The 25,334-nt window shown below is 43.6% G+C and carries 22 protein-coding genes and 5 riboswitches; of the genes, 5 read left to right on the top strand and 17 right to left on the bottom strand.

What is annotated here, in order from left to right:
- Positions 1-229: 229 nt before the first annotated feature.
- The 4 genes from DESOR_RS02440 to DESOR_RS02425 form a co-directional block, all read right to left on the bottom strand.
- A complete protein-coding gene (locus DESOR_RS02440) occupies positions 230-646 on the bottom strand; it encodes a DUF3842 family protein (protein WP_042331841.1) in 417 nt (138 codons plus the stop codon).
- A gap of 338 nt (positions 647-984) precedes the next feature.
- The gene (locus tag DESOR_RS02435; protein WP_014183023.1) at positions 985-2,232 is read right to left on the bottom strand and encodes a YibE/F family protein; all 1,248 of its coding nucleotides are present in this window, start codon (positions 2,230-2,232) and stop codon (positions 985-987) included.
- A gap of 107 nt (positions 2,233-2,339) precedes the next feature.
- Entirely contained in the window at positions 2,340-3,827 is a 1,488-nt protein-coding gene (locus DESOR_RS02430) for an alkaline phosphatase (protein WP_014183022.1), read from the bottom strand.
- A gap of 169 nt (positions 3,828-3,996) precedes the next feature.
- Positions 3,997-4,176 carry a hypothetical protein gene (locus DESOR_RS02425; RefSeq protein ID WP_014183021.1) on the bottom strand — a complete coding sequence of 60 codons (180 nt, stop codon included), beginning with the start codon at positions 4,174-4,176 and terminating at the stop codon, positions 3,997-3,999.
- Positions 4,177-5,132: 956 nt separating this feature from the next.
- Here DESOR_RS02425 and DESOR_RS02415 point away from each other — a divergent pair.
- Positions 5,133-5,324: a CooT family nickel-binding protein gene (locus DESOR_RS02415; RefSeq protein ID WP_014183020.1), complete on the top strand. Its 192-nt coding sequence runs from the start codon at positions 5,133-5,135 to the stop codon at positions 5,322-5,324.
- On the opposite strand, the gene DESOR_RS02410 is transcribed toward DESOR_RS02415, so the two are convergent.
- On the bottom strand, positions 5,316-5,507 hold the full coding sequence (locus DESOR_RS02410; RefSeq protein ID WP_014183019.1) for a hypothetical protein: 192 nt from the start codon (positions 5,505-5,507) through the stop codon (positions 5,316-5,318). The two genes, DESOR_RS02415 and DESOR_RS02410, sit on opposite strands and share 9 nt — an antisense overlap.
- A gap of 265 nt (positions 5,508-5,772) precedes the next feature.
- Here DESOR_RS02410 and DESOR_RS02405 point away from each other — a divergent pair, with 265 nt between their 5' ends.
- Entirely contained in the window at positions 5,773-6,564 is a 792-nt protein-coding gene (locus DESOR_RS02405; RefSeq protein WP_014183018.1) for a lipid II flippase Amj family protein, read from the top strand.
- Positions 6,565-6,593: 29 nt separating this feature from the next.
- Here the strand turns inward: DESOR_RS02405 and DESOR_RS02400 are convergent, their stop codons facing one another.
- From DESOR_RS02400 to DESOR_RS27245, 5 genes are all read right to left on the bottom strand, one after another.
- The gene (locus DESOR_RS02400; RefSeq protein WP_014183017.1) at positions 6,594-7,295 is read right to left on the bottom strand and encodes an ECF transporter S component; all 702 of its coding nucleotides are present in this window, start codon (positions 7,293-7,295) and stop codon (positions 6,594-6,596) included.
- Complete coding sequence (locus tag DESOR_RS02395; RefSeq protein WP_014183016.1) at positions 7,277-8,950, bottom strand: ABC transporter ATP-binding protein; 1,674 nt, start codon at positions 8,948-8,950, stop codon at positions 7,277-7,279. Before DESOR_RS02395 ends, DESOR_RS02400 begins: the two co-directional genes overlap by 19 nt.
- Positions 8,932-9,777 carry an energy-coupling factor transporter transmembrane component T gene (locus tag DESOR_RS02390; protein ID WP_242832443.1) on the bottom strand — a complete coding sequence of 282 codons (846 nt, stop codon included), beginning with the start codon at positions 9,775-9,777 and terminating at the stop codon, positions 8,932-8,934. The genes DESOR_RS02395 and DESOR_RS02390 overlap by 19 nt, the downstream gene beginning before the upstream one ends.
- Before the next feature lie 120 nt (positions 9,778-9,897).
- Positions 9,898-10,557: a DUF4430 domain-containing protein gene (locus DESOR_RS02385; protein WP_014183014.1), complete on the bottom strand. Its 660-nt coding sequence runs from the start codon at positions 10,555-10,557 to the stop codon at positions 9,898-9,900.
- A gap of 158 nt (positions 10,558-10,715) precedes the next feature.
- A complete protein-coding gene (locus DESOR_RS27245) occupies positions 10,716-14,738 on the bottom strand; it encodes a cell wall-binding repeat-containing protein (protein WP_014183013.1) in 4,023 nt (1,340 codons plus the stop codon).
- Between the two features lie 164 nt (positions 14,739-14,902).
- Positions 14,903-15,085, bottom strand: a riboswitch (cobalamin riboswitch).
- 141 nt (positions 15,086-15,226) lie between these two features.
- Positions 15,227-15,410, bottom strand: a riboswitch (cobalamin riboswitch).
- A gap of 291 nt (positions 15,411-15,701) precedes the next feature.
- On the opposite strand from DESOR_RS27245, the gene DESOR_RS02370 reads away from it, so the two are divergent.
- Positions 15,702-16,232 (top strand): FmdE family protein, encoded by a 531-nt coding sequence (locus DESOR_RS02370; protein WP_014183012.1) that lies wholly within the window; start codon positions 15,702-15,704, stop codon positions 16,230-16,232.
- A 2-nt stretch (positions 16,233-16,234) separates the two neighbouring features.
- On the top strand, positions 16,235-17,047 hold the full coding sequence (locus DESOR_RS02365) for a class I SAM-dependent methyltransferase (protein WP_014183011.1): 813 nt from the start codon (positions 16,235-16,237) through the stop codon (positions 17,045-17,047).
- 96 nt (positions 17,048-17,143) lie between these two features.
- Here DESOR_RS02365 and DESOR_RS02360 read toward each other — a convergent pair whose 3' ends face one another.
- The 4 genes from DESOR_RS02360 to DESOR_RS02340 all read right to left on the bottom strand — a co-directional run bounded on the left by DESOR_RS02360 (position 17,144) and on the right by DESOR_RS02340 (position 21,873).
- Positions 17,144-17,893 (bottom strand): class I SAM-dependent methyltransferase, encoded by a 750-nt coding sequence (locus tag DESOR_RS02360; RefSeq protein ID WP_014183010.1) that lies wholly within the window; start codon positions 17,891-17,893, stop codon positions 17,144-17,146.
- 34 nt (positions 17,894-17,927) lie between these two features.
- Positions 17,928-18,110 carry a hypothetical protein gene (locus DESOR_RS02355; protein WP_014183009.1) on the bottom strand — a complete coding sequence of 61 codons (183 nt, stop codon included), beginning with the start codon at positions 18,108-18,110 and terminating at the stop codon, positions 17,928-17,930.
- A 134-nt stretch (positions 18,111-18,244) separates the two neighbouring features.
- Positions 18,245-18,427, bottom strand: a riboswitch (cobalamin riboswitch).
- A 285-nt stretch (positions 18,428-18,712) separates the two neighbouring features.
- Positions 18,713-18,852, top strand: a riboswitch (cobalamin riboswitch).
- A gap of 255 nt (positions 18,853-19,107) precedes the next feature.
- A complete protein-coding gene (locus tag DESOR_RS02345; RefSeq protein ID WP_014183008.1) occupies positions 19,108-19,782 on the bottom strand; it encodes an anaerobic ribonucleoside-triphosphate reductase activating protein in 675 nt (224 codons plus the stop codon).
- A complete protein-coding gene (locus DESOR_RS02340) occupies positions 19,783-21,873 on the bottom strand; it encodes a ribonucleoside triphosphate reductase (RefSeq protein WP_014183007.1) in 2,091 nt (696 codons plus the stop codon).
- A gap of 212 nt (positions 21,874-22,085) precedes the next feature.
- Positions 22,086-22,271, bottom strand: a riboswitch (cobalamin riboswitch).
- A 33-nt stretch (positions 22,272-22,304) separates the two neighbouring features.
- Here DESOR_RS02340 and DESOR_RS02335 point away from each other — a divergent pair.
- Positions 22,305-22,562 carry a ferritin family protein gene (locus DESOR_RS02335; protein WP_242832442.1) on the top strand — a complete coding sequence of 86 codons (258 nt, stop codon included), beginning with the start codon at positions 22,305-22,307 and terminating at the stop codon, positions 22,560-22,562.
- Here the strand turns inward: DESOR_RS02335 and DESOR_RS02330 are convergent.
- Genes DESOR_RS02330 through DESOR_RS02320 form a run of 3 tightly spaced genes read right to left on the bottom strand, consistent with a single transcriptional unit; the run spans position 22,559 to position 25,141 of the window.
- Positions 22,559-23,416: a metal ABC transporter permease gene (locus DESOR_RS02330; protein WP_014183006.1), complete on the bottom strand. Its 858-nt coding sequence runs from the start codon at positions 23,414-23,416 to the stop codon at positions 22,559-22,561. The two genes, DESOR_RS02335 and DESOR_RS02330, sit on opposite strands and share 4 nt — an antisense overlap.
- Positions 23,400-24,215: a metal ABC transporter ATP-binding protein gene (locus DESOR_RS02325; RefSeq protein WP_014183005.1), complete on the bottom strand. Its 816-nt coding sequence runs from the start codon at positions 24,213-24,215 to the stop codon at positions 23,400-23,402. Before DESOR_RS02325 ends, DESOR_RS02330 begins: the two co-directional genes overlap by 17 nt.
- Positions 24,212-25,141: a metal ABC transporter substrate-binding protein gene (locus DESOR_RS02320; protein WP_042330719.1), complete on the bottom strand. Its 930-nt coding sequence runs from the start codon at positions 25,139-25,141 to the stop codon at positions 24,212-24,214. Before DESOR_RS02320 ends, DESOR_RS02325 begins: the two co-directional genes overlap by 4 nt.
- Between the last annotated feature and the right edge of the window lie 193 nt (positions 25,142-25,334).

The raw sequence follows: 25,334 nt of genomic DNA, 5'->3' as shown, positions 1-25,334 counted from the left end.
CTTTCTTTTTGATTCCAAGACCGTCCAAGGATACTTCTAATCTTTTTCACCCGGTCTTCAGTATAATCGAATCTGATAATTAACCTGTCATCACTTTGCATAGATACAAAAATCGACACCGTATACCCTCTTCCATGATTTTACTATTCTCTATATTTTTTATACAAAACCCTTTATTAAAAAGCGACCAACTATAACAAATTGGTCGCTTTTGCTTAATTCGGTACGACTATTTTAGGGCCTTCATTCGTTCTTCAACCTCATTAACCAGCACTTCAATCTGATGAGGGAGAGGACTGCGGGGAATTCCCACAAGCTGAATGCTTCCCCGCTGAATAGGAAGCAGTAATTTTTCAGCTTTGCTGGCAGAAATAGCCGCAGCCATTGCGGGGGTTATTTCCCCCAACAATTCATAAACCATCATAATGGCAAAGGACCCAACAATCATGTCAACCTGATTAGCATTGAAACAAATCGCTGATTCTCCGGAGGCTCCTTCTGTAGCTCCAGCACGCACCATCGCACCGGTAGCAAGGGCATTTGTTCCCAACGCCAGGACGTACATTTCAGGGAACCGTTTGCGCAGCTGCTCAACGATATGTTTGCCAATCCCTCCGCCTTGCCCGTCAATAACTGCTATCCTCATCCTATCTTCATTTCTCATAATCTATCAAGCTCATTTCCGAACACCTCTTATAGAACGTTTCATTATTTTCACGCGCTTTCCAACCTGCTGTTATTTTATTTTCCTCCCCCGACCAAAAACATGGGGGTGGAATGATACAAAATCTTGTCATCCTTTTTGATTAGCACAAAAAAGACCATGAAGCTGACCCTAACGGGTCGAACCTCCATGGTCCTTGCAATACCTTCTTGGCGTTGCTTGTGTCATTTTTTCTTTGACTAATTTACCTTTATTTTTCCATAAACATACTTCTACGTACTGGCGTAAATTCCTGCCAATAAATATTTTTTAAAAAATGTTTATTTTTTAAAAAGTTGGCCCCCGGATTTATTCCAGTTTCCCAGTGAGAATTCTCCCGAAGAAAAGTCCCCCGCGGCTATGCTCCCTCTCTTTGTCAAAAGGATTCCCGAGGTAAGGGCCGTAAAGGGAGCAACGGCCACAAGTCCGAAACTTCCCACAATCGTGTGCATAATCTCCATGGAGACATACTTCAAATTAAAGATGTCTACAACCGGCGTTCCCTGAGCCATGAAATACATGAGCAGGGAAATATAGCCCCCGGTGTAGGCGAATAATAAGGTAGTTGTCATGGTTCCCACTACCGTCCTGCCTACATTCAGACCTGAGAGTATGGCCTGAGCCGTGGTGATATCGGGCTTATTTTCTACAACTTCATGGACAGCCGCAGCAATGTCCATGGCCAGGTCCATTACCGCACCCGCCGAAGCAATAAAAACCACGGCAATTAAGATCTCGGTCAAATCTAAATGGGCGTACCCCGCATAAAGCAGGCTTTCCGAATAAGGCAGGACTGCACCATGAATTTTAAAGCTATGGCCAAAAATCATGGCCAAAACTGCGGTAAGCAACGTTCCTGAAAGAGACCCCAGTACAGCCGCCATGGATTGGCGGTTAAGCCCCCCTACCAGGAAAACAATGATGGAAGTGGCTGTTACTACAAAATACAAGGAAATAATAATCGGATTCCACCCTTTGAGCAGGAAAGGCACCAGCAATTTCCAAATCATTAAGACCGTCAGTAAAAAGGATAGCAGAGCCTTTGCCCCCGTCCAGCGGGCAAAGAGAATTAAGAAGACGGCAAAAATGCCGATAAGAATGCTCTCTAAATTTATCCTGTAATGATCAATCATTATGATATTGCGAATAGTTTTGTCTGTGTAGTCAATGACTACCAGAGCTTTATCTCCTATCGCGAAGGATTTATCCACTTCCAGTCTGCCCATGAAGCGGTTGTGAGCAGGAGCTTGCTGCCCTTTAAAGGGACCGTCCAGAATTTCGACAAGACAAACTTGTTCCCCTTCGAAAGCAAAGCTGGCGGTCTTCAACAGGTTATCATTATTGACCTCTAATACTTTAGCCACGGCCCGCATGCTTTCAGGATAGGTATTCACTTGAAACCCCGTTGGCATGAGAGCCAAAATTGCGATAAAGATTATGACATTCAGGTTAAAAATAAGTTCTCTTAATGGGATTCTTTTTAACCCGTCAGCTTTCTTCTTCAAAGTGTCAAGAAGTATGTTCTGCAAAATATCCCCTCCCAGTGGTCAGAAAGATTAAGTCCTGAGCGGTTCTGTCCCGCTCAGGACTGATAACATGATGGAAAGAAACTAAATTCAGGCGTTTTTTACTCCTTTTACTTTGCCTGTGAGCTTTGGGTTATAGAAGCAAGCTTATAGTAAACCTTCGTATTATCATAGTACCCGTCAAACAGCTCAGAACCGGTACCTACGGCATAAATGGGTACAGGTACGCCTGTATGGGAATAGGTGGTAAAGCTCAGTCCGGCTCGGTTATTCATGATATGAGAGAGAGTCACCGACAAGGGGTTATAGGTCCCGTAAAGAACACTTTCCTGGTCGTTTGCAGGCTTTGTATCCGCTGACATGAACTTGGCAAAGGCATTATTCAGCAAGGAGGCTTCGTATGGAGTCAATGTTGCAAGGTCCAGTCCATAGGCTTCTTTAATATTAGCGCTTAAATCCTCCAGCTTGGGATTGGCAGGATTGGTTCCTTTGTACAGTTTACTGATTTTGTCAAATTCCTGATAAGACATGGTTACCGGCTGCAGCTTCTCGAAATGGGTGCTGTAACCTGTCAGAGAATAACCAATAGTCATGCCTCCGCACTCATGGTCAGCTGTGACCAGAATCAAGGTATCTTTAGGGTGTGCATTATAGAAATCTAAAGCCACTTTAACAGAATCATCAAAGGCAACGGTATCATAGATGGAAGCCGCGGCATCATTGGCATGGTTTGCCCAGTCAATTTTTCCGCCTTCCACCATCATAAAGAAGCCTTTGTTGTTGTTTAAGACATCAATTCCCTTTTTGACATAATCGGCCAGAGCCAGTTCGCCTGGTTCCCGGTCGATTTCATAGTCTAAGGCTGTTTCATAATCGTCGGGATCAATGGCAACCACTTTGCCTGAACGGTTATTTAAGGCCTGGATTTCTTCTTTGGTATTGGCTATGGTATAGCCTGCTTCCTCAACAATATCATAGATAGGCTGGTCGGTTCCCTCCGGCCCGGTCTTTTGATCAAAATCACCGCCGCCAAAATAATCAAAACCGCTGGCTGCCAGTTGTTTGCCTATTTCGTAGGCATCATTTCTGTTGGCCACCTTGGCATAGTAGGCCGCCGGCGTAGCGTGGGTAATAGGAACGCTGGTTATAATTCCGATTTTATAGCCTTTTGCCTTTAAATCTTCCGTAATTGGCTTGTACTCATGAGTCTTCGTCTCGTCCATGTTGATTACGCCGGAGAGAGTTTTATGGCCTGATGCAAGGGAAGTAGCTGTTGAAGCAGAATCAGGAATAAATGAAGACGAATCTTGCGTCATAAGTGATCCGTGAACGGGGAACTTAGTGAAGCTCAGTTGCTCGGGAGTGAGCTTTCCGGGCATGGATTTTTCACCGAGATACATTTCAGCGCTGCTGATTTGGGCATAGCTCATACCGTCTCCGATAAACATAAACACATATTTTGGGGTTTTTCCTTTATAAATCTCCTCGTTCGCTGACTTTGCTATCCCCAGATTTGGCTGGGCGGCCACCAGGGATATAAGTATTGTACCAATTACACAAATAGACGCGATTCCCTTGAAGTGGTTCTTTTTGAACATACCTGTGCACCTCCAAAAATTTTTCCTGTTTATTGTATAACAGGAGTATTAAGCACCAATTACGTCTTTGTAAGGTTACTGTTAAATTTTTCAATTAATGGTAAAGACCAAAACAAAAATGCGCCGGTACGAGGCCCTCTATTCCTCTCACCAGCGCATTAATCAAAATTTACACTCTTTCCTCCCAGTTTTTCAGCCACTGACCATCCCTCCAGAAATCCTGCTTTTGCTCTCGCCTCGATTTTTTCACCGGTGCATGAGTATATACCCTCTTCACTTCCTGGACTGCCGCCTTAGCCATCGCTTTTCTGTCGCAAGTGTCGCTCCAGTAGTATACTTTTTCTTTCATTGCCGACCGTCCCTTCTTTCAAAGATTCAATCTGGTTCTCAATTATATACCAGTTGTTCCTAACCTCGTTTTTGCTGGAATTCTCTAGATAAACATGATCTTTCTTGTGTTGATCGCCTTATGTTTTCTTTTATTCTACACTATAGGCACCCAGATGTAAGTGATAATTATTATCAATATTATTCTAAATTCTAATCTTGGTATAATACTCGCTCACTGTCGCTTAATAAAAAAAAGTACTCTTCTCAGTGATCCTGAAAAAAGTACGTTCTGCCACAGAATCTAATGCTATAAAATTGAGCTGATATTTTTGCGACTGCCTCTAGCCTTTTCTCCCAATTAAGCGATAACAATTAAGCACATCTTCAAAAAAGATATCCTTAAAACCTGCTTCCGAGAAAATCGCTTTGATTTCTTCTTCTTCCGGCAGCAGACAATTCCGAACTGCACCTCCCAGTGAGATATGGAGGTTATTAATATAGTCCCTGCTGTGGGGGTGCATATATTAGAATACTTAACTGATGCCCAAAGAAACTGTCTGTGCACTTGTTAACCTTTCAGGCGCAGGCGACTGCCCTAGCTGCACTTTATATATGCACAAAAAAACCATAGAAATCATTGGCGCCAACTTGCCGCCTTATGACCTCCATGGTCTTTCCATTACTTACTTACATAGTAAGCTTTATCATGAATTATTTAAATGCCTAAATTTAGGATAATACTTTATTCTACATGAATCCTTCAACACCTCTTTTTATGAAAAAAACTGATGATAAATCCCTAAAAACCCTTGATAGCTGATTCTGTCCTTAGAAGGAATTATCTGATTGATGTAGAATAATAATAATCGATTGATAAATGTTTATATGTGCAAAAGGCCATGGAGGTCTGAGCTTGACACTAAGTCAGGTCAGATTTCTTATGGCCATTATTATTTTTGTGAAAGGATGATTGTAATGTGTGAGTCTAATGTCTATCTTAAAGAGGGCGAAAATGAAACCTTAATCATGGAATCCGTGGATAGCATCGAACCCTGTGAGAACGGCTTGAAGCTCATGGATATACTGGGCCGTCAATTGTTTGTTCCTGCTCGAATCAAGGATATGACGTTACTTAATCACCGAATTGTTGTAGAAAAATTAAGTTGAAAGTTCTAGCGACCTTTCCCAACGAGATAATTCTTCAAGTTCGTCATCAATGTCCATAAGCTTTACAAGCCATAATGACCGCTGTTCTCTTTCCGAAATTAATTTTCCCAAAAGTTCTCCTCGAGTATCTTCTAAAATTTTCCTTCGTTCTTCCCTCTCATTCATTTTAGTCCCTTTTTTCATTATCTCTGCCTCCTTATTTAAAAACGAACTTTAATACGGACTAAAAAAGACCATGGAACAGACGGCTTTAATTTAAGCCAGACCTCCATGGTCTCAATTTTTTAAGATTTTGTTATTAGTATACTTCTACATAATTGATTAAATACCTTCTTTTTAGAATTTTTTTAATTCAATAATTAAAACTACTTATCGAATTAGAGCTTGAGGTTGACAAAGTATTTCTGCCTCCTCGCCCACATAATCATATTAGGGTGGGGGTGAGCAAGTGCTGTCTAATCCTGGGGAATTATTTTTACTAACCTTTATTATTCATATCATTGACACATTTGCTTACTCAGTACGCCTTAGTTTCATCAAAAGCAGACAATTTGCCTTATCGACGACTCTCTTTAACTTATTTTATTTGATCTCTCTTATAGCTCATACTCTCCAGGCTCCTTTAATCGGAGGCCTTATGGATCATTCCCTCAGTCAAAGTCTTGATCCCCTGCCCGTCATCCGTCAAGTCCTTTTAGTAGCCACCCTGGGTACTCTCTGCGGCATTTTTTTGACGCCGACTTTTTTAAAAATCTTCTCTAATGCTGTAAAGGAGCTTGAAGTGAAGGCTTCAGTCCCCTCTATCGTTATCGATGCTTTAAGATGGCACAGCATCCGCAGTTTTATGGGCATTATCACCCTACCCACTAAAGCCATGGTTCACCATTTACCTTATCGTAAAATTCCCCTTAACTTGCTGCTTCTCAACGTATTGGTCACAGGGATCTACACCATTGGGGTGATGTCAGCTTATTACGCCACCTTGCTTGTCGATCCCCAGCACCGTCTGGCTGCGTCCGCTTCGGCAGGGGTGCTCAACACAGCTGCCAATATTATCTTTATGCTGTTTATTGATCCCAAATCATCCATTATTACTGATCAAGCTTTAAGAGGAAGCCGGCCCCATGCCGATGTTAAAGCCCTGGTGGTTATCTTAATGAGTTCTAAACTTATAGGAACCCTCATGGGACAGGTACTTCTCATCCCCATTGCCAAAGGGATTGCCCGGCTCTATATGTAAATCCGGTTTCTGTATTTAAACACTCCCGCTTATTCCAGCAAACCGAATTTGACCTTTAGCCTATTTAATTTTTTCAACCAGGGCCCTGCCAACACCAAAACAAAGACCAGTGTCGACAGAGCATGGGTCAAGTCAAACCAAAAGCTTGAGATATAGGCTGCGGTAATCGCCTGCCAGGTAATGGGGTTAATAAAGCCAATAATATACCAAAGGTTCATGATCCAGCCAAAGACAAAACCTGACAATAATCCGTAAGCGGCCAGACTATATTTCCCCTTAAGAAGGCCGCTGTTTCTTAATAAGCCGGCCCCAAAACCAATCATGCCCCAGCAGAACATCTGCCAGGGGGTCCAGGGACCTTGGCCAAAAAATAAATTCGAGGTTGCAGCGGCCACAGCACCGGTCAAAAAACCAGCCTCCGGCCCGAAGGCCACACCGGCAATAATAATGATAGCTGTAATGGGTTTAAAATTGGGAATAGGCGCAAAGGCCACCCGCCCTAATGCCGCCAGACCGGCCATAACCGCAATCGCCACTAATTCCCGGGCTTGGGGATTTCGCTTTTCAAACCTGAGAAAAAAAGGCACCATGGCCGCCATAATCACAACTACACTGAGCAATGCATAGTTCCTGTCTCCTTTTAAAGCCGACAGTACAAGCAGGGAAGGAATCAAGATCAAGGTCCCCAGGGTGGCTGCTTTTTTATAACGGTTTAGACACAGGCCTTGCATAATTCGATCACATCCTCACAAGTCACTGCCGAAGGGAATATTTCCCTGGCCATTCGGTTGGCAGCCGTTGTATAAAAATTATTGCCGGCAAAGAATTCCTTGGCATATCCTTCCGATACAATATCCCCATCAAACATCATGGCACATCGGTCAGTGTACTCAGCGGCAAACTCAATATCGTGAGTTACTAATACTATGGCTACGTCCTTGCGGCAAAGCTCTTTTAGGATTTCCCCCAATTCTTCTTTAGACTCCGGGTCCAGCCCTTTGGTTGGTTCATCTAATAAAACGATTTGAGGGTTCAGGAGCAGAAGTTTGGCCAGGGCCACTTTTTGCTGTTCACCGCCGCTAAGATCATAAGGATGCCGTTCATGCAAAGCAGTGATTCTCAGTTCCTGGCTGATTTCATCAATTTTTGCCTTAAAGGTAGGTTTATCCAAATTTAAGGCTGCCGCTGCCTCCTGCAGATCCTCCAAAACCGTATCACAGACAAATAAGGCTTTTGGGTTTTGGGGCAAGAAGGCTAAATTATTTTGATAAAGCTCCTTGCTATTGAACGTTTCAATTTTTTTGCCTTTGATAAAAACCTTGCCTCGGTTTGGTTTCAGTAATCCGGAAATCACGCCCAGCATGGTGGTTTTGCCCGTCCCGTTTCCCCCTAAGACACTGAGTATTTCCCCGGCATAGGCTTTCAGAGAAAAGCCCCGCAAAATCTCCTGCCCCTCCCGGGAATATTTAAACCAAATTTCATCCGCTTTGATCACGGGCCTTAGACCCGGAAGGTCCTGCTTCTTCAGCGCAAAGACAGCTTTCCCCTGGGGAATCATATGGTCTGCCAGCCACTTCCTGCCGTCACGCACACTTAGAGGACAAGTATCCCCCATTTTTATCTCCCTGAAAATTCGGATTGCCGAGGGCAGCCCCTTAAAAATCGCAGATGGGGTATCCCCCTCAGCTAAAAGCTTAGCCGCCTGTTCAGGAGTATCAAAATAGAGAATTTTCCCCTGGTCCATAACCGCGACTTTATCAGCCATGAGGAATACCTCTTCCAGCCGGTGCTCTGTGAGAATAACGGTAACCTCCAGTTCCCGGTTGATTTTGGCAATGGTAGCCAGGAAATCCTGGGCAGCGATGGGATCTAACTGCGCCGTAGGTTCGTCCAGTATTAAAATTTTAGGCTGCATAACCATGACCGCTGCCAGGTTGAGAAGCTGTTTCTGGCCGCCGGACAATTCGTCCACCGGTTTTCTGAACCAGCCGTCAATGCCAAAAAAGCTGGCCATCTCCGCAACCTTGCGCCGGATTTCCGGGGTGCTGAGCCCCAAATTCTCCAGCCCAAAGGCCAATTCATGCCAAACTGTATCCGTGACCAGCTGCGTCTCGGGATTTTGCATGACAAAACCGATTTCCGCTGCTGAGATCTTCTGGTCCAAGGCTTCAATGTCCATGCCCTGGTAATAGACCACACCCTCCCGCCGCCCATGAGGCTGAATTTCCCGCTTGATATGCCGCAAAAGAGTACTCTTTCCGCAGCCGGATACACCGCAGACTAAGACAAATTCTCCTTGCTTAATGGTTAAGTTCACATTGTACAGGGCTTTTTCCTGACTCTTCGGATAAGCAAAACTCAAGTCCTTTATTTGTAAGAACGCCATTTCCAGCTCTCCCTTACTTCTAGGATAATGGGCAATAACCCCAAAACTGCAAAAACAAGGTATAGGGTAGCCGCCTGGGGGGATAAGTTTAAAGGCTTTATCGAAGGATAAAATTGCATGGTTCCATAGCCTAAAATATACCCCGCCAGACATAGGACAGCCAACAGGCTGATCAAGGCTAACAGCAAGCCATCCCGTTTATCAAATTTAAAGAGGGCAAAGGTCGTCCTGTTTTTCATTCCATACCCTCTGGCTTTCATGGAATCCGCTGTTTCAATAGCCTCCTCCATGGACCAGCTCAGCAAAATCGAAATGACCCGCATCCCTTTTTTGATTCTTTCCCTGAGATTCCCTGTGCTGTGGTCCAAGCCAATGGTATGTTGGACGTTGGTTATGGTTTTTAACTGGTATTTTAATTTAGACGTCATCCTTATAGTCATGGTTATGAGCAGAGCCACAGCCGGAGAAAGCTTGGCAAATAAATATAAAAACTTATCCGCTGTTATCACTTTGTTGTAGCAGGAAAACCAGGCAAAAACTGCGATAAGAGACAGAGCCGAACATATCCCGTAGAGTACGGCCTCCAAGGTAATGGGATTATCCATAAAATAAAACAGAACCGTTCGTCCACGGTGATTCAGCAAAGGATTAGCCAAAGCAACCAAAAGAAACATCGGCAGATAAAATAATAAACTAAACTTCAAGCCTTTCCGTCCGTTCAGGATGATGGAAAAGATCAGAGCCGGGATTAAGGTTAACCCCAGAAAAACAGGATGAACAAAAAGCATGGTAAAGGTCAGCATAACGGCAAAAAACAGAAAACTCACTGATGGATGCAATGATGAGAATGCTCTATTCAAGGCTGGTCTCCTCCCCTCTTTGCCAGGCGTTTCCGGTATACTGATTCAGGCTTTTCTGCCCGCTCCTGCAGCCGGGATAAACCGCCGCTACTGTAAATCTCTGCCCATATCACAGGTATATTTCCATTCAATCAAGTCTCCCTTATGCAGTTTAACTTGACTGCAGCCGTAATTTGTATAAGCTTTATTGACGCTGAACATCCAACCGCTTAAGGGGCCTCCGTCAAACTCATAGAGGTTGTTGATTCCTTTAATATAAGGATTTCCTTTCGATCCCTCATACAGCATCTGAATCTTCTTTTCCTCAACAACCTGCTTCAAGACATCAAAAACCGTTTCACCATCTTTAAACGAAACCTTTGTGGGAGACAGGATAATTCCGCTGGAAGGCACCACTTCTTTAAAGGTATCCTCTTTGTTCATCCCCTTGGCTACGGCTGTGGAACAATAAATGGCAATGGTCACTTCCTGCTGGCTGCTTGTTTCCGGCTTACCGGAAACCGGTACCGGTGGTACCGCAGCCGCCACGACCGGCTCCGTTTCATGACCGGTGCCGGTTTCTGATATTTTGGTGTTTGCAGCGTTGTTTTGATTCTCCGAATTCCTCAGAGAGGGTGTGCCCTGTTTGCCTTCTTCCTCTTGTCTCGGACCGGACTGAGGGGTATCATCCTTATTGACCCCACAGCCTGTCAAGAGTAAAACCGTCAAGGCTAAAACTATACTTATAAACCATACCCACTTCTTCAATTCAATATCCCTTCCTTAACCCAGACCTGCTTGCCAATGAGAGTCCTGCCAAGCCTGTCATCAACCTGACACAGACCCTCATTATCCAAGCCCGATCTTATTTAAATGATCCTCCTTCAGCCTTCAGTCTCAGCTTTGAGAGATACCCTTAGTCTTTCTCAAGGCTTAAAGTTATATAACGAACCTTTGCCGTCTTTATATCGTTCATAAGCGGTTAGAGCGAGCAAGGCCTGCTCGGAAGCCGTTTTATCCGATTCTCCGCTGAGAAGATGTTTGAAGCCTCCGTCCCCGGACCTGAATTCCAGAAGAGAGCTGAGCAAGGTACGGTTATTTTTAACGAACCTGGGATCGGTATCACTGTCGATTCCCAAGGCGGATAAGGCAATGATAGTTTGACTTATGCTTTCGCTGCCTACAGCACCCGCGGATGTAAATTTCCCTTCAGAGTTCTGCAATCCTGCCAAGCAAGTTAAGGCCTTATCCACAACGGCCTGCACCTCCGGGTATTCCTCTGTGTAATAAGGTTCTAAAGCCTGGAGGGCCATGGCGGTTAGGTCCGGATCACTCTGGCCTGTTCCGTCCAGGGAAAACCCGCCGTCGGTCAACTGCTTGCTTACAATAAGCTGCAATAATTTCTCCCTCGTCCATTGAGCGTCAGCCGGCAGCTCATAAGCGGAGCTGTTCAGAGCAATCAGCGAATATATAGGGCCGTTGGTTCCCTGTACTTCAATATTGGGATAATTGGCCAGCTCAGCAATTAGATCTTTCCCGGCAAAATTGCGGGGATCTCCTTGGGCTGCGGCGACTGCCAGGCTTATCCTGGCCAAATCAGTCACTTTCCTGGTTAGTAAGTTCCAGTTCTGGTCAATATACTTTTCGTTTTCCTCGAGATACTGAGACAGGCCTTCATAACGTTCCAGCTGCCCCAAAGCGACAGTCGGCCAGTTATAAACAGTGGGATCGACGATTTCACCGGGACGCTTCTCTGCAAAGGCTGCTTCGATATAGGCTTTTTCCCAAGCCGTCACATCGTCAATGATCTCCGCTGCTTGCTGCCGGGAAACCGTGCTCTGGGATGGGTCTAAGTTGGGAAGCATGGCTCTGATGTCATTCTCCTGATCAGCTCTGATTATTCCCTCTCCTCCTACAACTACCAGCTCCCCTATGGTTTCACGGTAGTCCTTCAGGAAAGCCGAAGTCGTATCCGGCACGGTCGTATCTACCATAATCAGGGGGGACAAAGAGTGGCCCGCCAAGTTCCCTGCAGTTAAGGCATCGGCAAAATTAAGACCTGTCACAACATAGACCCTGGATCTGTTAAAGTTAAGATCCCGAGCTATGGCTGTCGCCGTGGCATAACGGTCTTTTCCTGCATAACGCTCAGCTCCCGGCAATTTGTCCATGATTGCCGGAGGGATGACATAACTGCCGCCCACTACAATAGTGGAACTGACTTTTTGAGCTGCCAAGGCTTGGGCCGTCACATCAGGCAGCGCCGTTTCTCTTGTAAAGAGAATAGGAATACCCTGGTAAGCAGCGTAACCGGATATTGCCAAAGTATCCGCATAGCAGTCAGGGCCATTGTTGGCAAGGATTGCTTTGCCTGTGGTGCCCAACTTCGAGGCAATGAGAGCAGCCGTGCTGAAACTATCTGCCCCGCCAATGCGCAGGACATTGCCGGCTCCCCAGGTATCTTCCAGGTCTGCTTGGATCTCTGAGGAAATGACAGCAGTTCCGCCAATAAGGGTAATCTTTTTAGGTACAAGTTTCTCCAGTTCCTCTCTAGTTACAGTCGTAAGGGTGTTCCTTTCCGTTAACAAAATGGGGGCATTGAGCTTAAATGCCAGGGGCACGGCCGCTAAGGCATCGGAAAAGGCATAGGCATTAACCACTACGACATTGTCTGCTCCGGCTTTCCAGCCTTGCTCAGCCACTGCATTAGCGGTTTGAAAGCAGTCGGAGCCGGCCAAACGCTTAGGCATCCCGGAAACATCGGCCATGACAGCATAGGTGGAGAAATGATAGGTAGGCACCGTAAGGGTATTGGTCCCTGAGTCATAGACTCCGCCAAGTTTGATCCAGTCTTCTCTGTCCTGATTCCACCAATACACAGCCAGTTGCTGCGTGGTAATTCCCTCGGGCAGATCTTCTGCCTCCACAGGGAAGCTGATCAAAACAGGGACATCAAACTCTATAGAGCCTTCTTGTGCATTTCCTTCAGCATCTGCAACTCTAAACTGGCGCTGATACTTAAGGGGATTTAAGATTAAAGCTCCCGTGTCTGCCGCAGGGGGAGTCGTGACTCCACCCATTTCAATACTGAACCTAAGAGGTCCGCTCTGGCTGCCGAGTGCTCCAGCCGGTACCGTCAGCTGAACCCCGTCCTCTGCCCGCAGAACGGACGCTTCCCCGCTGGTCGGGCTAATGGCCGATATATTTTCACCAAAGCTGGCCTGAGCTAATTGAGCGGCAGTGGCATTCATTAACTGGTCTAATAGGTTCTGATTTCTTTGCCTGTACGATCCGTTGGCAGGCTTTGTTTCTGTCGGCAATTCGGGATCAAGGATGGGTTTAGTTACTTGTTCTGTTCCGCTGTTGGAGTCTCCGATATCTTCTCCTAAATTCGTAGTATATCGCCAAGCTACAATATCTCCATCGGAAAGGGTTATTGACCCGGAACCAACTCTAGGGTACTCTCCATTGATGGAAAACATCCAGCCGCTGGTTGGCCCGTCATCGCCTGCCTCTGTCCCCTTAATCCCAGTAACATAAATGGATGAGCCCGAACCGCTCACAGCAACTTGATTGCGCCCGATCATTCTGACTAAAACGGAGTAGGGAGTATCCCCCTCTTCCAGAGTAACTTTTGTGGATGGGAAAATGGTTTTTTTGTTCCTTCCCACGACTTTGAACGTGATTTGCCCTTCGTCTGGCTGGATGGAACCTCCGCCTTCCTCTGAGGTATCTTCAATAGTTATCTGTAAACTCTGGGGACTGCCGGAGCTAAAGACAAAGTTCAGAGTTAATCTACCTGTCTCTTGTTCAGCCAAATATTCTTTGGCAATGGTTACGCCGCTGCTGTCGAGGGATACTGAATAGTCGCTCCCATTGGTCAGGGCAATCGCACCGTCGGTTGTGATACTCGTAAGATTATTTCCATTTAGTGACATAGCTATTTCTACATCAGCTTGATGATCAGGGTTTTTGTCAAAAACAACCGTCACCGGGTTTATGACACTATCCTTATTTTCCAGAGGAGCATTTGTCTCTAACCTCTGCCAGACGGATTCGTGAGCTTTTAAATCTCCTAAGGCAATCAAAGCTTGGTAGGTAGCCATGGCATCCGAGCCGCCCGAACTATAGGGCGATTTAAAGGACCCGTTTTCCAGCTGAAAAGTCAGCAAATCCTCCAGCATGGTATGCCCGTTCTTTTGCCAGTCTGCTCCCAGAGGGTCTTCTCCCACTGCAACTAAACCGGATATGACCGTGGCTATACTGTTGGCATTTACTGTTCCCCAGGAAGCAAATCCTCCTGAATCTTCTTGAATTCCCTTCAGATAATTCTTCACATTCTCAATGGCTTCTTCCACCCCCGCGACCGTCCGGTGATTGGCCAAGGCCAGCAAAGCCATCCCCGATTGATCGGGATCGCTGTCATTGTAGTCCACAGAATAACCAAACCCTCCATCGGCATTCTGATAGCTCAGCAAATTGGTGACTGCCTTTCCTTCGTCATATTCTCCTTTTGCAGCATCCAAGGCTACCATAGCCCAGGTCTGGTCGCTTGACGAATCTCCATAAGCACCCGGAAAAGCACCTGAATTGCTGTCCTGGCCGACTTCCAGCTCTTCAACAAGATTCAGCCCGCCCAAAGCATCACGGGGATCTGCCCCTTTGGCTAGCATCCCCAAAATATTTCCATATAAACTGGTAGTACTTTCATCCCAAGAGGTCTTATGGGTATCTCCTGCCCCCCAAAGACCTACTCTATCCCACCAGGTCCCTGCGGCAGTATAACTATTGCTTCCATAATAATCCACAACTCTCGTCAGGGCCTCTGCATAGGAGCCCTCACTTGCATCCCCGTAAACGGCTTTAGTAAAAGGCAATGGTATCAACACGACCACCAGCATTACCAGTGTTAAAAACCAAGTCTGTAGTTTGCGCAATTCTCTTTTCATCTAATTTTCATTCTCCTCTTCCTCACTGATCCTAGTTACTTCTTAAATCTTCAAACTCAGAACTTAAAAAGCCTCTCAACCAAATTGGCGAGAGGCAAAAAGCACTGTTAACAATATAATTATCCAGTGGGCATTTTCACACCTCCCCTATCACTCGTAGGCAGTTGGGTGTATAAAAACAGGTAGGTCTTCTGACTCTGTGTCATCAATGTTTCGCGCCTTCCCAGATCAAACCAGTGGCATCCACGAACCATCTCTCCATTACAGCGGCGGGACCGTGCAGGAATCACACCTGCTTCCTTTTAAATCGAGCACTCATGCTCGATACCTGAATCTATAAATTATAAATTGTTATAAAGTTTAAAATGATTACTTTCATGCAGAAACCCCTCTACAGGGATCTGTAGAGGGGTTGTCTCATTCCGTTAACCGGATAATGATCAATGATTTCCGGACATTAACGCCACCTTCCCTATCTACCGTAGGTTCCCGTGTAGTTGCAATGAGCAGATCTCCTGGCTTAAGTTCATCGCAGCCTTACGTCTTCCCGGTTACCCAGTGACATCTTTGTAAGACCGCTCACTATCACAGTGGCGGGACCGCGTCAGCTTAACTGACTTTCCTTTTCAATACTTTCCCTTGAGAAAGTATACTCATTGCTCTCGTATTAATCTTTCATTAGATAATTATCTCTAGTTTCTACAAAAACCCAAAAACTCCTTCTTTATCTATAGTGGTTTTCAAGTTTATTCCTTAAGTAATTTTTATTCCCAACGAACTGCCATAATTTTATTGATAACTACATAATCTCTTTGGCAGGAATTCATAAATAGTTGTAGAATTGAGATAATATAAGCAGCAGGCCATGAAGGTTTGCAAAGACCATGGAGGTTTGACTTTTAAAAGGTCAGTTTTTCTTTGGTCTTTTTTTGATTTTTACTAACAATAAGGAGGATTTAATCTATGTGCAGAGAAAAAACCCCCTGGGAAAGAGTTGCAGAATTTCATGGTCATGAGTGTCCCGGACTGGCTATCGGTTTTAAAGCTTGCGAAGCAGCCATCAGAAAAATGGGCATCCGCTTTTCTGCCGATGAAGAAATAGTCTGTGTCACTGAAAATGATGCCTGCGGAGTGGATGCCATACAGGTACTTACGGGCTGCACCTTTGGCAAAGGAAACCTTCTCTATAAAGGTACCGGGAAAATTGCTTACAGTTTTTTCAACAGGTCTAACGGAGAAAAATTAAGAATGGTCATAAAACCCTTAAACGATACAATGGATCGTCAGCAGCGTCAAGACTACATTCTCAGTTCTCCCATTGATGAGCTCTTTAATTTTTCAGAACCCACCTTTGACTTGCCGGAAAAGGCCAAAATCTTTACTACCATCATCTGTGAACATTGTGGAGAAGGGGCTCCGGAACATAAGATTCGAATCAACGACGGAAAAAAAGTTTGCCTGGATTGCTTTAAAGACTACTCAAGAGGGTGGTGAGCATGGAGGTAAACGATTTCGCTCGTCTTTGGAGTGATGGTAAATCTCCCAAAGCATCCGCTCAATCCTTCTGGGATAACAGGGCGGATGAGTTTAATAAGTCAGCTTCTCAAGGTCATACCGACGAACGTATCCGTAAAATTGTCGAATATCTATCATTCAACAATCTGCTTACAAAAAACAGCAGTGTTTTGGATATTGGCTGCGGTCCCGGCAAGTTTGCGGTTGAATTTGCCAAACGGTCCAAAGAAGCCATAGGTATCGACATCTCGGAAAATATGTTAGGCTATGCTGTTAGTAATGCTGAAACTGCTAGCCTCACCAATGTTTCCTTTAAAAACGCAAATTGGGATGAGGTTGATTTGGAAGAGTATGACTGGAAAAAGAAGTTTGATCTGGTTACCGCTATTAACAGTCCTGGAATTCATGATCCTCTAACACTGGAAAAAATGATCGCTGCCAGCAAAGGTTACTGCTTTTTGTCTAACTTTGTTGATCGCCATGATTCTGTCCAGGATGTTCTTCGAATAGTACTTAATATTAAGGAAAAACGATTTTACAGAAATACCATTTATAGTATTTTTAATATCTTATGGCTCAAAGGATATTACCCTAGTATTACTTACATTGATACCGACCGAGAGCACACCCGAACCCTTGACGAAGCTTGTTCTTATTATGAAACCCTCTTGGAAACAGAAAAGGAACTTGAAAAAAGCACTTTAATAAAGAACTATCTCCAACAAATTGCCATTAAAGGACTTATAACAGAAAGAGTTCAAACAAAGACGGCCTGGCTCTATTGGAAGGTCTAAAGCGCAGGCAGCCGCCAAACTCAAAATACGAAAAGGAAAGCCCTGAAACTATTAAGCTGTTTCAGGGCTTTTGCTTGAACGCTGCTGTTCCTGATGTCATTTGGTAGCACAAATGGCAAACATAGGGGTTGAATAATACAATGTTTGTTCCGGGTCATCCAAAACTAATTTATAGATATTTTCCTCTACCTCAATCTGCTGAAAGCCACAATGTCGAAAAGCACGGTGATCCCAGAGCGGCCGTCTTTTAAAAGACAATGGGATTGTAGCAGCAACTGGATCATTGACTTGCTCAACAGACATAAGGGTATCTTGATAGCCCTTTTTGACTGCAAGCAGGCGATATTTATCACATTGCAGCTGAAATTTGGGGTTATTAAAACGCAGATACCAATTAGCATCGAAAACCAATGCCTTCCCAGATGGCTTCAAAACTCTAAACCATTCCTTATACACTTCCGTTGGATTGGGAAAGAGCCCTACAGCATTTTTGGATACAATCACGTCAACACTCTCATCGGGCAAAGCTAGTGCATGAGCTTCTGCTTTAAGATAGTCTATGCTTTTTCCAGCTGCCTGGATTTTGAGTCGAGTTTGATCCAACATAGCTTGACTCCTGTTTACCGCGGTAACCGAATGATTTAGTCCTGCAAGTATAATAGCTAAAAGAGCCTCGTCGCTTTCAACATCTAAGATCTGAAGATTCTCTCCACAACCAACGTATTTAGTCAACAGTGACTCCCATGCCCCTTTTCTCGTATAGGGCAAAGTCATTTCCTTTTGTTTAGTATCTTGATAACCTTCATCTTGAGTTGACCATAAATTTTCATTACTGCTTTCTAACATTTTCTTTCTCTCCTCAATTACTATTCTATCTATATTATTTTTTTTGCTGATAAGCCAATTCCTCCAGTTCGTCTTCGATATCCATAAGTCTCACTATCCATTGAACATGTTTTTCCTTGTCTTTCTTTCCAGAGATCTTTTTCAAGATTTCTTCACGCTCTTCATACAATCTTTGCTTGTATCGTTCCATCTCCGGAATGCTTCCTGAATACTTCATCAGTCATTCCTCCTTACAAGAGAAAGAAAAACCCTTTACAGAACATCTGTAAAGGGTTTTGACTGACATTTCTAGCCGGATAATTCTTCCTTGACTTCCCGACATAACTATTCCTCCCCTATCTACCGTAGGTTCTGTTTAATCCCTAACGAGCAAGGTCTCCTGGCTTAAGTTCATCGCCACCTTACACCTTCCTGGTAATCCAGTGACATCGTGTAAGACTGCTCACTATCACAGTGGCGGGACCGCGTCAGATTAACTGACTTCCCTGTTCAGTACTTTCTGAGAAAAGTATGACTCGTTGGATACTATTAAGTTGTTTTTTAGCCAAGCATAGCGCAATTACCTTTGTCAATCCTTAACAATATTGAGGAATTAAAGAATTAGCATACTTTTATTGAAGGTTTGTGAATTTTTTCTTAAAATCTTATACCTTATTCAATGATTTGTCAATTCCTGATTATATTAATAAATCTATTATATCTTGTTCAAAACTGTAATACATTAATAACCAAATTCAATGTTAAAATCAGATACAATATTTTTAAAAATTATTGGATTTTACATTGACAGTAATTTGAACCTGTGCTACTCTTTTAGCTAGTTTAATACTAAAAACAAGTACACTTTTGTCTCAAAAAGTGTTTAAAAGGGAAGTTCAGTCTTATTCTGACGCGGTCCCGCCACTGTAATAGATCACCGTGATCTAAAGCCAGGAACCTGCTTGTTTTTCCTTTAGCCCCCACGAAGGATGGGAAGGTTAGAATATTAATGTTTTGATATATTTGCAACCTCCCAGATCAGGGTGCTGGGAGGTTGCTTTATTATTTTGTAAACATTTCCAGAGGAATTCAAAATCTTCCTGCATCTTACGTGCGAAATAATAATTCAGATTCGCCGGGGAAAGTTTGGACCCTTTTGGAATATTATCATTTTCAGCCTCAAGATATGTTGATCTGACCGTCAGCATCTCATTAGAGGCTGATTTTTTTGACCCTTAGCCTAACTCAAAGCCCCGTAAGGATAGCGCTGAAGCTTCATTAACTAAGCTTCGCAAACTTTGTTTATTATCGAGTCTCTTTTCAAATTGACTGTTCCTGCAATTTTGCACCACATAATTGGAAACCAGATCAAAATCTAGGATTATACAAGGGATATCATCCGTTGCAAGTTCAGGACAAAAAGTTGTCCTGAACTCATAGTCTATGTCGCAGTTCTTAATAATCTCTGCACTCTCTCTGATTGAAGATAGGTTTAATTGACTTGTTCCGGCAATACTATCGTATTTGCTGAGAGGAGCCTTAATGTCCATTGCTATAAAATCCAGGAGTTCATCATCCAGCAGTGCTCTTATAATGTCTGGGTTTGTCCCGTTTGTGTCAAGCTTGACAAGGAAACTCATAGCTTTTAATTCTTCAATAAACACTTTAAGGTCAGGTTGCAGAGTTGGCTCTCCTCCAGTAACTACTACTGAATCAATCATACCTTTTCGTTTAGCAAGCCATTCGAAAATTTCTTCAGGCAAAATACCATGAGCAGTATTATCCGTATCAATGAGAATGGCATTGTGACAAAAACTGCATCTTAAGTTGCAGCCCTGGGTAAAAACCACAGACGCTATCTTGCCAGGGTAATCAACAAATGATGCCTTTAAGAATCCCCCAATCTTCAATTAAACCACCTCCGCAATGACAAATTTTTTCCGTTGCTGATACTCTTCCTTCTTGCCAAGATTGTAATTCTTAACCGGCCGGAGATATCCTGTCACTCTCGACCAAACCTCTGTTTCAGCGCCACATTCTGGACAGTTAAATTGCTCTCCACCGATATATCCATGGGTGTCACAAATACTAAACGTGGGAGTAATGGAAATATAGGGGATCTTATACTTATTGAATATTTTTTGAATAAGCCGTTTACACACTTCAGTATCTTCAACGGCATCTCCTAAATATAAATGCTGAACCGTTCCCCCAGTGTAAAGAGACTGGAGTTCGTCCTGAAGCTCTAAAACTTCGAAGATATCCTCTGTATAGCCTACCGGCAGCTGGGTAGAGTTTGAATAATAAGGAACTTCTTTACCCGCAGTAATAATTGAACTATATTTCTGGGCATCCAACATGGCCAAGCGATAAGAGGTTCCCTCCGCAGGGGTAGCCTCCAAATTATAAACATTGCCTGTCTCCTGCTGAAATTTGACTAACAGGTCTCTCAGGTAATTCATAACACTAACTGAGAACTCCCGTCCTTCACTGGTTTCAATTCCCTTTCCCATAAAATTAAGTAAGGCCTCATTCATGCCGACAATACCTATAGTACTGAAATGATTGTGCCAATATTGCCCAGTTCGCTCCTTGGAATGTCTTAGATAATGACATGAATAGGGATACAGCCCTTTATCAGACTGTTGTTCAACGATTTTTCGCTTGATTTCTAAAGCTGTACGTCCTATTTCTGCCATTTGTTTCAGTCGTTCCAAAAATTCCTCCTCCGTCTTCGAAAGATACGCCAATCTAGGCAAATTTATGGTAAATACTCCAATTGAACCTGTGAGAGGATTGCTCCCAAACAGGCCCCCGCCTCTTTTGCGAAGTTCTCCCGTATTTAGCCTTAACCGGCAGCACATCGATACGGCATCATCCGGTGACAAATCAGAATTTACATAATTTGCAAAGTAGGGAATACCATACTTACAGGTAATCTGCATGAAAGCATCAGTCACAGGACTCTGCCAGGCAAATTCTTTGCTGATGTTCAGGGTTGGAATTGGAAAAGTAAACACTCTTCCTTTAGCATCTCCTTCCAACATCACTTCGCAAAACGCCAAGTTGAACATATCCATCTCTTTTTGAAAATCCCCATAGCTGTCCTCCGTGTATTTTCCATCGATAATGACATGTTCGTCTTTTAGAGTTGAAGGCACTCTAATATCAAAGGTGAGGTTGGAGAAGGGGCATTGAAAGCCAACCCTTGTCGGTACGTTAATATTGAACACAAATTCTTGCAAACACTGTTTAACCTGAGAAAACGTCATTTGATCCTTTCTTATAAAGGGGGCACAAAACGTATCAAAACTCGACCAAGCCTGAGCTCCAGCTGTTTCTCCTTGAGTAGTAAAGGTAGAGTTGACAATTTGCCCTAAGAAGGATCGTAAATGCTTAGCCGGACCGCTTTCGACCTTACCGGCTACACCGCCAAAGCCATCCATAAGAAGCTGCCTCAAATCCCAGCCGGCACAATAAGGACCAAAGAACCCTAAGTCATGGATATGACAATCTCCGCTTTCATGGGCCTCTCGGACCTCCTGGGGATAAACCTCATAAAGCCAATACTTTTTTGTGAACACCTCTCGGACATAGTTATTTAGCCCGTTAATACTTTTCTGGGTGTTGGCATTCTCGTTAATTTGCCAGTCTTTATCCCCCAGGTAGTCCGAAAACATGCTTATGGTCGCTCCAACTAACGCATCCATCTCACGACTGTCTTTCCTTTTCTGACGATAAAGGATATAGGCTTTGGCAGTCTTGGCATGGCCATTTTCAATCAGCACTTTTTCCACCATATCTTGAATGGATTCTACGTCCGGTTGCTTGTCCTTAAAATTTCCAGCCAAAAGTTCTGTAACTTGCCTGCCAATCTCCTCGGCCCGCTCATAATCTGAGCCTCCACAAGCTGTGGCAGCCTTGAAAATGGCATGAATTATTTTCTCTTCGTTGAAAACCTCAAGTCTCCCATCTCTTTTAATGATTTGTGTTATCGTCACTTCAGTGACCTCCTCATTTCTTTTAGAATGCTTGGCTGGTGCCCGAATACACTGCCTCGCACTTGATAGATTTCCAGGCCCAGGAAACTTTCCTAGTTCAACTTATGTGCAGATCACGGGTAATAAAAAAGCCTCTTGACGCTGAGCGACAAGAAGCAATGTGTATCCATGAATAGACACGTAAACAGAACCCCCCTATCGCTCGTAGAGTCATTGGTTCGTTAACAAAGGCAGGTCTTCTGACTTAGGATCATCAATGCTTCACGCCTTCCCAGTATGGACCCAGTGGCTCGTGTGAAACATCTCCCCATCACAGTGGCGGGACCGTGCAGGACTTTTACCTGCTTCCCTTTTAAGCTGTACTCGTTTGTACTAGCACCTTTATTTACCAACTATTTGATTGCCATAATATTATCCTACATTAGCGTAATATGTCAACACCAAGTCGCATAAACGCCACCTTTATATTGAAGACAAATTACACAAGCTGCTCTTTTAGAAATATCATACTTGCCATTGAAGTATTAAAGGATATTGCCGACGAAGAAAGAGTCCATGCCGGAGAGTTTCTGAGACTATTAAAAGAGCTGGCTCCTGATGAAGAGAAATTCTATCAGGAAGGTGCTCAGGATCACCACTCTGATACAGTGAGCGGGAAGACGCCTCTTTTTTGTAATCTCTATGGTTAGCCAAGCCTCAATTTCATGGCAAACGTCATTGCAAAGAATCCTGAAGTGATCAAAACAATGGTTGCTCCGGTAGCAGTTCCCCAAAAATAGGATAGAATCAAACCAGATAGCCCCGAAATAATAGCAATTAGAACAGAGTAGATATGATATTGCCTCATGTTTTTAGCGATATTTCGAGATGAGGCAGCCGGAATGACCAGTAGGGAACTAATAATCAAGATTCCTACCCATTGTATGGAAATTGTCACGATAAGCGCCATAATAACGGCGAATAAGTATTCATACCGTTTAACTTGAATCCCTCGGCTACGGGCCAGGGATTGATTCAAACTTGCTAACAAAAGTTTATTAAAAATGCCCACCCATAACACGATAACCAACACAAAAACAATCCCCAGGATCAGTAAGTCCGAAGGGCTGATACTCAAAAAATCTCCGATAAGATAACTGGAATATTTATTAAAACCTCCGTTGCGAGTTAGAATAACCAGTCCCAGGGCAACGGCAGTGGAAGAAAACACACCAATAATGGTGTCCGTCGATGCTGTGTTGGCTTCTTTCACCACCAGAATTGCTATGGTAATCAGTACGGAAAATAAGAGCATTGACCAGATAGGCTTAATTTCCAAAAGCGGAAAGGCATTCCCCAGTATCACTCCGATGGCAATTCCGGTTAGGGCAGAGTGCCCTAAGGAATCGGAAAAAAAAGCCATCTTATTATTGACAATCATTGTGCCTAATAAGCCAAAGATGGGCGTTACCAACAGAACCCCTAAGAGAGCATTCTTCATAAAAGCATACTGCATCCATTGAAAAGGAAGCAAGAAGTCTACTAAACTATACCATAAATGCATTGGCCACCCTATCCTTCTCAACCTTTTGGAATCGACTGGACCAATCCAATCCAAAAGTCTGAATTACTTTTTCATTGCTAAAAACTTCTTGAGGGGTCCCGCAGCATTCAATGGTATGATTATTGACAAAAGCGACCCGATCAGCATACTCCGCTATTAAATTAAGGTCATGGGACACAAGAATAATGGATAAATCGTAGTTTTTTCTTAGCATGGAAACCGTTTGATAAAACAGTTCCAGTCCATTTTGATCAATCCCTGATACCGGTTCGTCCAACAGTAAGAGATTAGGGATCGGATCAAGAGCCAGGGCTAACAGAACTCTTTGCAGTTCACCGCCGGATAAATCACCGAGCCGTTTATTAATCAGGTGCTCACCGTGAGTTCTGCTCAAACTTTTTTGGACACGTTCACGAATCTTTTTGGGATACCTAAACCAAATTGGGAGATTCGTATGAGCCGCAGCAAACAAATCCAGAACACTCGTGGGGGAACTGGAATCTAAATCGAGCTTTTGCGGAACATAGCCCATAGAAGGTCTTGTGGTTCCATTATTGGCATCGAGAAATTGAAGCTCCCCGCTATGGGTAATCTCCCCTAAAATAGCCTTCAAAAGTGTACTTTTCCCGGCACCGTTAGGACCAATAATCGCCGTTAGATCTCCGCAATGAATGTGCAGATTAACATTCTTTAAGATTTCTGTACCACTGCGTTTGACCCCAAAGTTATTAATTTTTGTACAACACAAACTGGATTCACACGTCTTATATTCGGAATTGACACATTTAGAATGTTTCATTTTAACGCCTCTTGTAATGTTGTTAAATTACTTTCCATTATATTAACATAGGCATCGGCATCCATTGGCCCTGTTACCACTGGGTCAAGGGTATAAACTTTCGCTCCTGTTTCTTTGGCAATAGTGTCAGCAGCTTTTGACGGATACTGCGGTTCAGCAAACAATGCTTTTATGCCTATGCTTTTGATCTGTTCTATGGTCTCACTCAATTCTTTAGCGCTTGGCGCCGAACCCGGTTCCCGTTCAATAACCCCCGCGATATTCAGGTTGAATTCTTTGGAAAAATAAGGAAAAGCCTCATGAAAAGTGACAATATTGCGTTGTTGAACTCCATCCAAGGCCTTATGCATTTTCGTTTTCAAATCTTCAAGCTTGGCAACATAAACTTTCGTATTTTCTTGATATTGCGAAGCATTTGCCGGATCTAAAGAAGCTAATTGATTGCCAATGGTATTTACCTGAGTGATAGCATTTGAAATGCTTAACCATACATGGGGATTATCTCCTTCATCACCGTCCCCTTGGATTAACGGGATCCCTTGACTGGATTCGATGATTTTCAGGTCAGGCATTTGCCCTTTAACTTTATCCATAAACCCTTCCATGCCTGCTCCGTTGATAACCAGAATTTGAGCCCCCTCTAAGTTCTTCATATCATCTGGTGTTAATGCATAGTCATGCAGGCACCCGGTGGTAGGCTTCGTTAAACTTACAACCTTGACATTGGGAACATCCTTAGCAATATTTAAGGTGAAAATATACATCGGATAAAAAGAAGCTGCTATGGTTAAGGATCTTTCGGTTTTTGAATCACCGGTCTGACTTACCGCTGGCTTCGAGTCATTCTTTCCCCCGCAACCGCTTAAGAACACTAACAAAACACTTAACACTACCACCCATAGAGTCTTTACTTTCTTAACGGACATATAACTTCCCCTTCCACTACTTGCAACTGCAATGCATTTGCATTTCATTAAGTAATTATACTCTAATATCTCTAATTGTAAACCATTATTTTACTTCTTAATCATTGCTGCTTGCTAAAAAAACACCTTATCACCGTCATTTTTCCTCTCTTTAATTGAGAAAATATTGCTAAAATATTAAAAAGGGTTAAAA

The organism is Desulfosporosinus orientis DSM 765 (assembly GCF_000235605.1).
GTDB classification, from domain to species: Bacteria; Bacillota; Desulfitobacteriia; order Desulfitobacteriales; family Desulfitobacteriaceae; genus Desulfosporosinus; species Desulfosporosinus orientis.
Note: the sequence above shows the minus strand (reverse complement) of the source record. Positions and strands in the feature narration are given on the sequence as shown.

Coding starts and splice junctions, on each gene's coding strand:
- DESOR_RS02440 (WP_042331841.1), bottom strand. CDS start 646: ATGAGGATAGCAGTTATTGACGGGCAAGGCGGAGGGATTGGCAAACAT.
- DESOR_RS02430 (WP_014183022.1), bottom strand. CDS start 3,827: ATGTTCAAAAAGAACCACTTCAAGGGAATCGCGTCTATTTGTGTAATT.
- DESOR_RS02425 (WP_014183021.1), bottom strand. CDS start 4,176: ATGAAAGAAAAAGTATACTACTGGAGCGACACTTGCGACAGAAAAGCG.
- DESOR_RS02415 (WP_014183020.1), top strand. CDS start 5,133: ATGTGTGAGTCTAATGTCTATCTTAAAGAGGGCGAAAATGAAACCTTA.
- DESOR_RS02410 (WP_014183019.1), bottom strand. CDS start 5,507: ATGAAAAAAGGGACTAAAATGAATGAGAGGGAAGAACGAAGGAAAATT.
- DESOR_RS02400 (WP_014183017.1), bottom strand. CDS start 7,295: ATGCAAGGCCTGTGTCTAAACCGTTATAAAAAAGCAGCCACCCTGGGG.
- DESOR_RS02395 (WP_014183016.1), bottom strand. CDS start 8,950: ATGGCGTTCTTACAAATAAAGGACTTGAGTTTTGCTTATCCGAAGAGT.
- DESOR_RS27245 (WP_014183013.1), bottom strand. CDS start 14,738: ATGAAAAGAGAATTGCGCAAACTACAGACTTGGTTTTTAACACTGGTA.
- DESOR_RS02370 (WP_014183012.1), top strand. CDS start 15,702: ATGTGCAGAGAAAAAACCCCCTGGGAAAGAGTTGCAGAATTTCATGGT.
- DESOR_RS02365 (WP_014183011.1), top strand. CDS start 16,235: ATGGAGGTAAACGATTTCGCTCGTCTTTGGAGTGATGGTAAATCTCCC.
- DESOR_RS02360 (WP_014183010.1), bottom strand. CDS start 17,893: ATGTTAGAAAGCAGTAATGAAAATTTATGGTCAACTCAAGATGAAGGT.
- DESOR_RS02355 (WP_014183009.1), bottom strand. CDS start 18,110: ATGAAGTATTCAGGAAGCATTCCGGAGATGGAACGATACAAGCAAAGA.
- DESOR_RS02335 (WP_242832442.1), top strand. CDS start 22,305: ATGTCAACACCAAGTCGCATAAACGCCACCTTTATATTGAAGACAAAT.
- DESOR_RS02330 (WP_014183006.1), bottom strand. CDS start 23,416: ATGCATTTATGGTATAGTTTAGTAGACTTCTTGCTTCCTTTTCAATGG.
- DESOR_RS02325 (WP_014183005.1), bottom strand. CDS start 24,215: ATGAAACATTCTAAATGTGTCAATTCCGAATATAAGACGTGTGAATCC.
- DESOR_RS02320 (WP_042330719.1), bottom strand. CDS start 25,141: ATGTCCGTTAAGAAAGTAAAGACTCTATGGGTGGTAGTGTTAAGTGTT.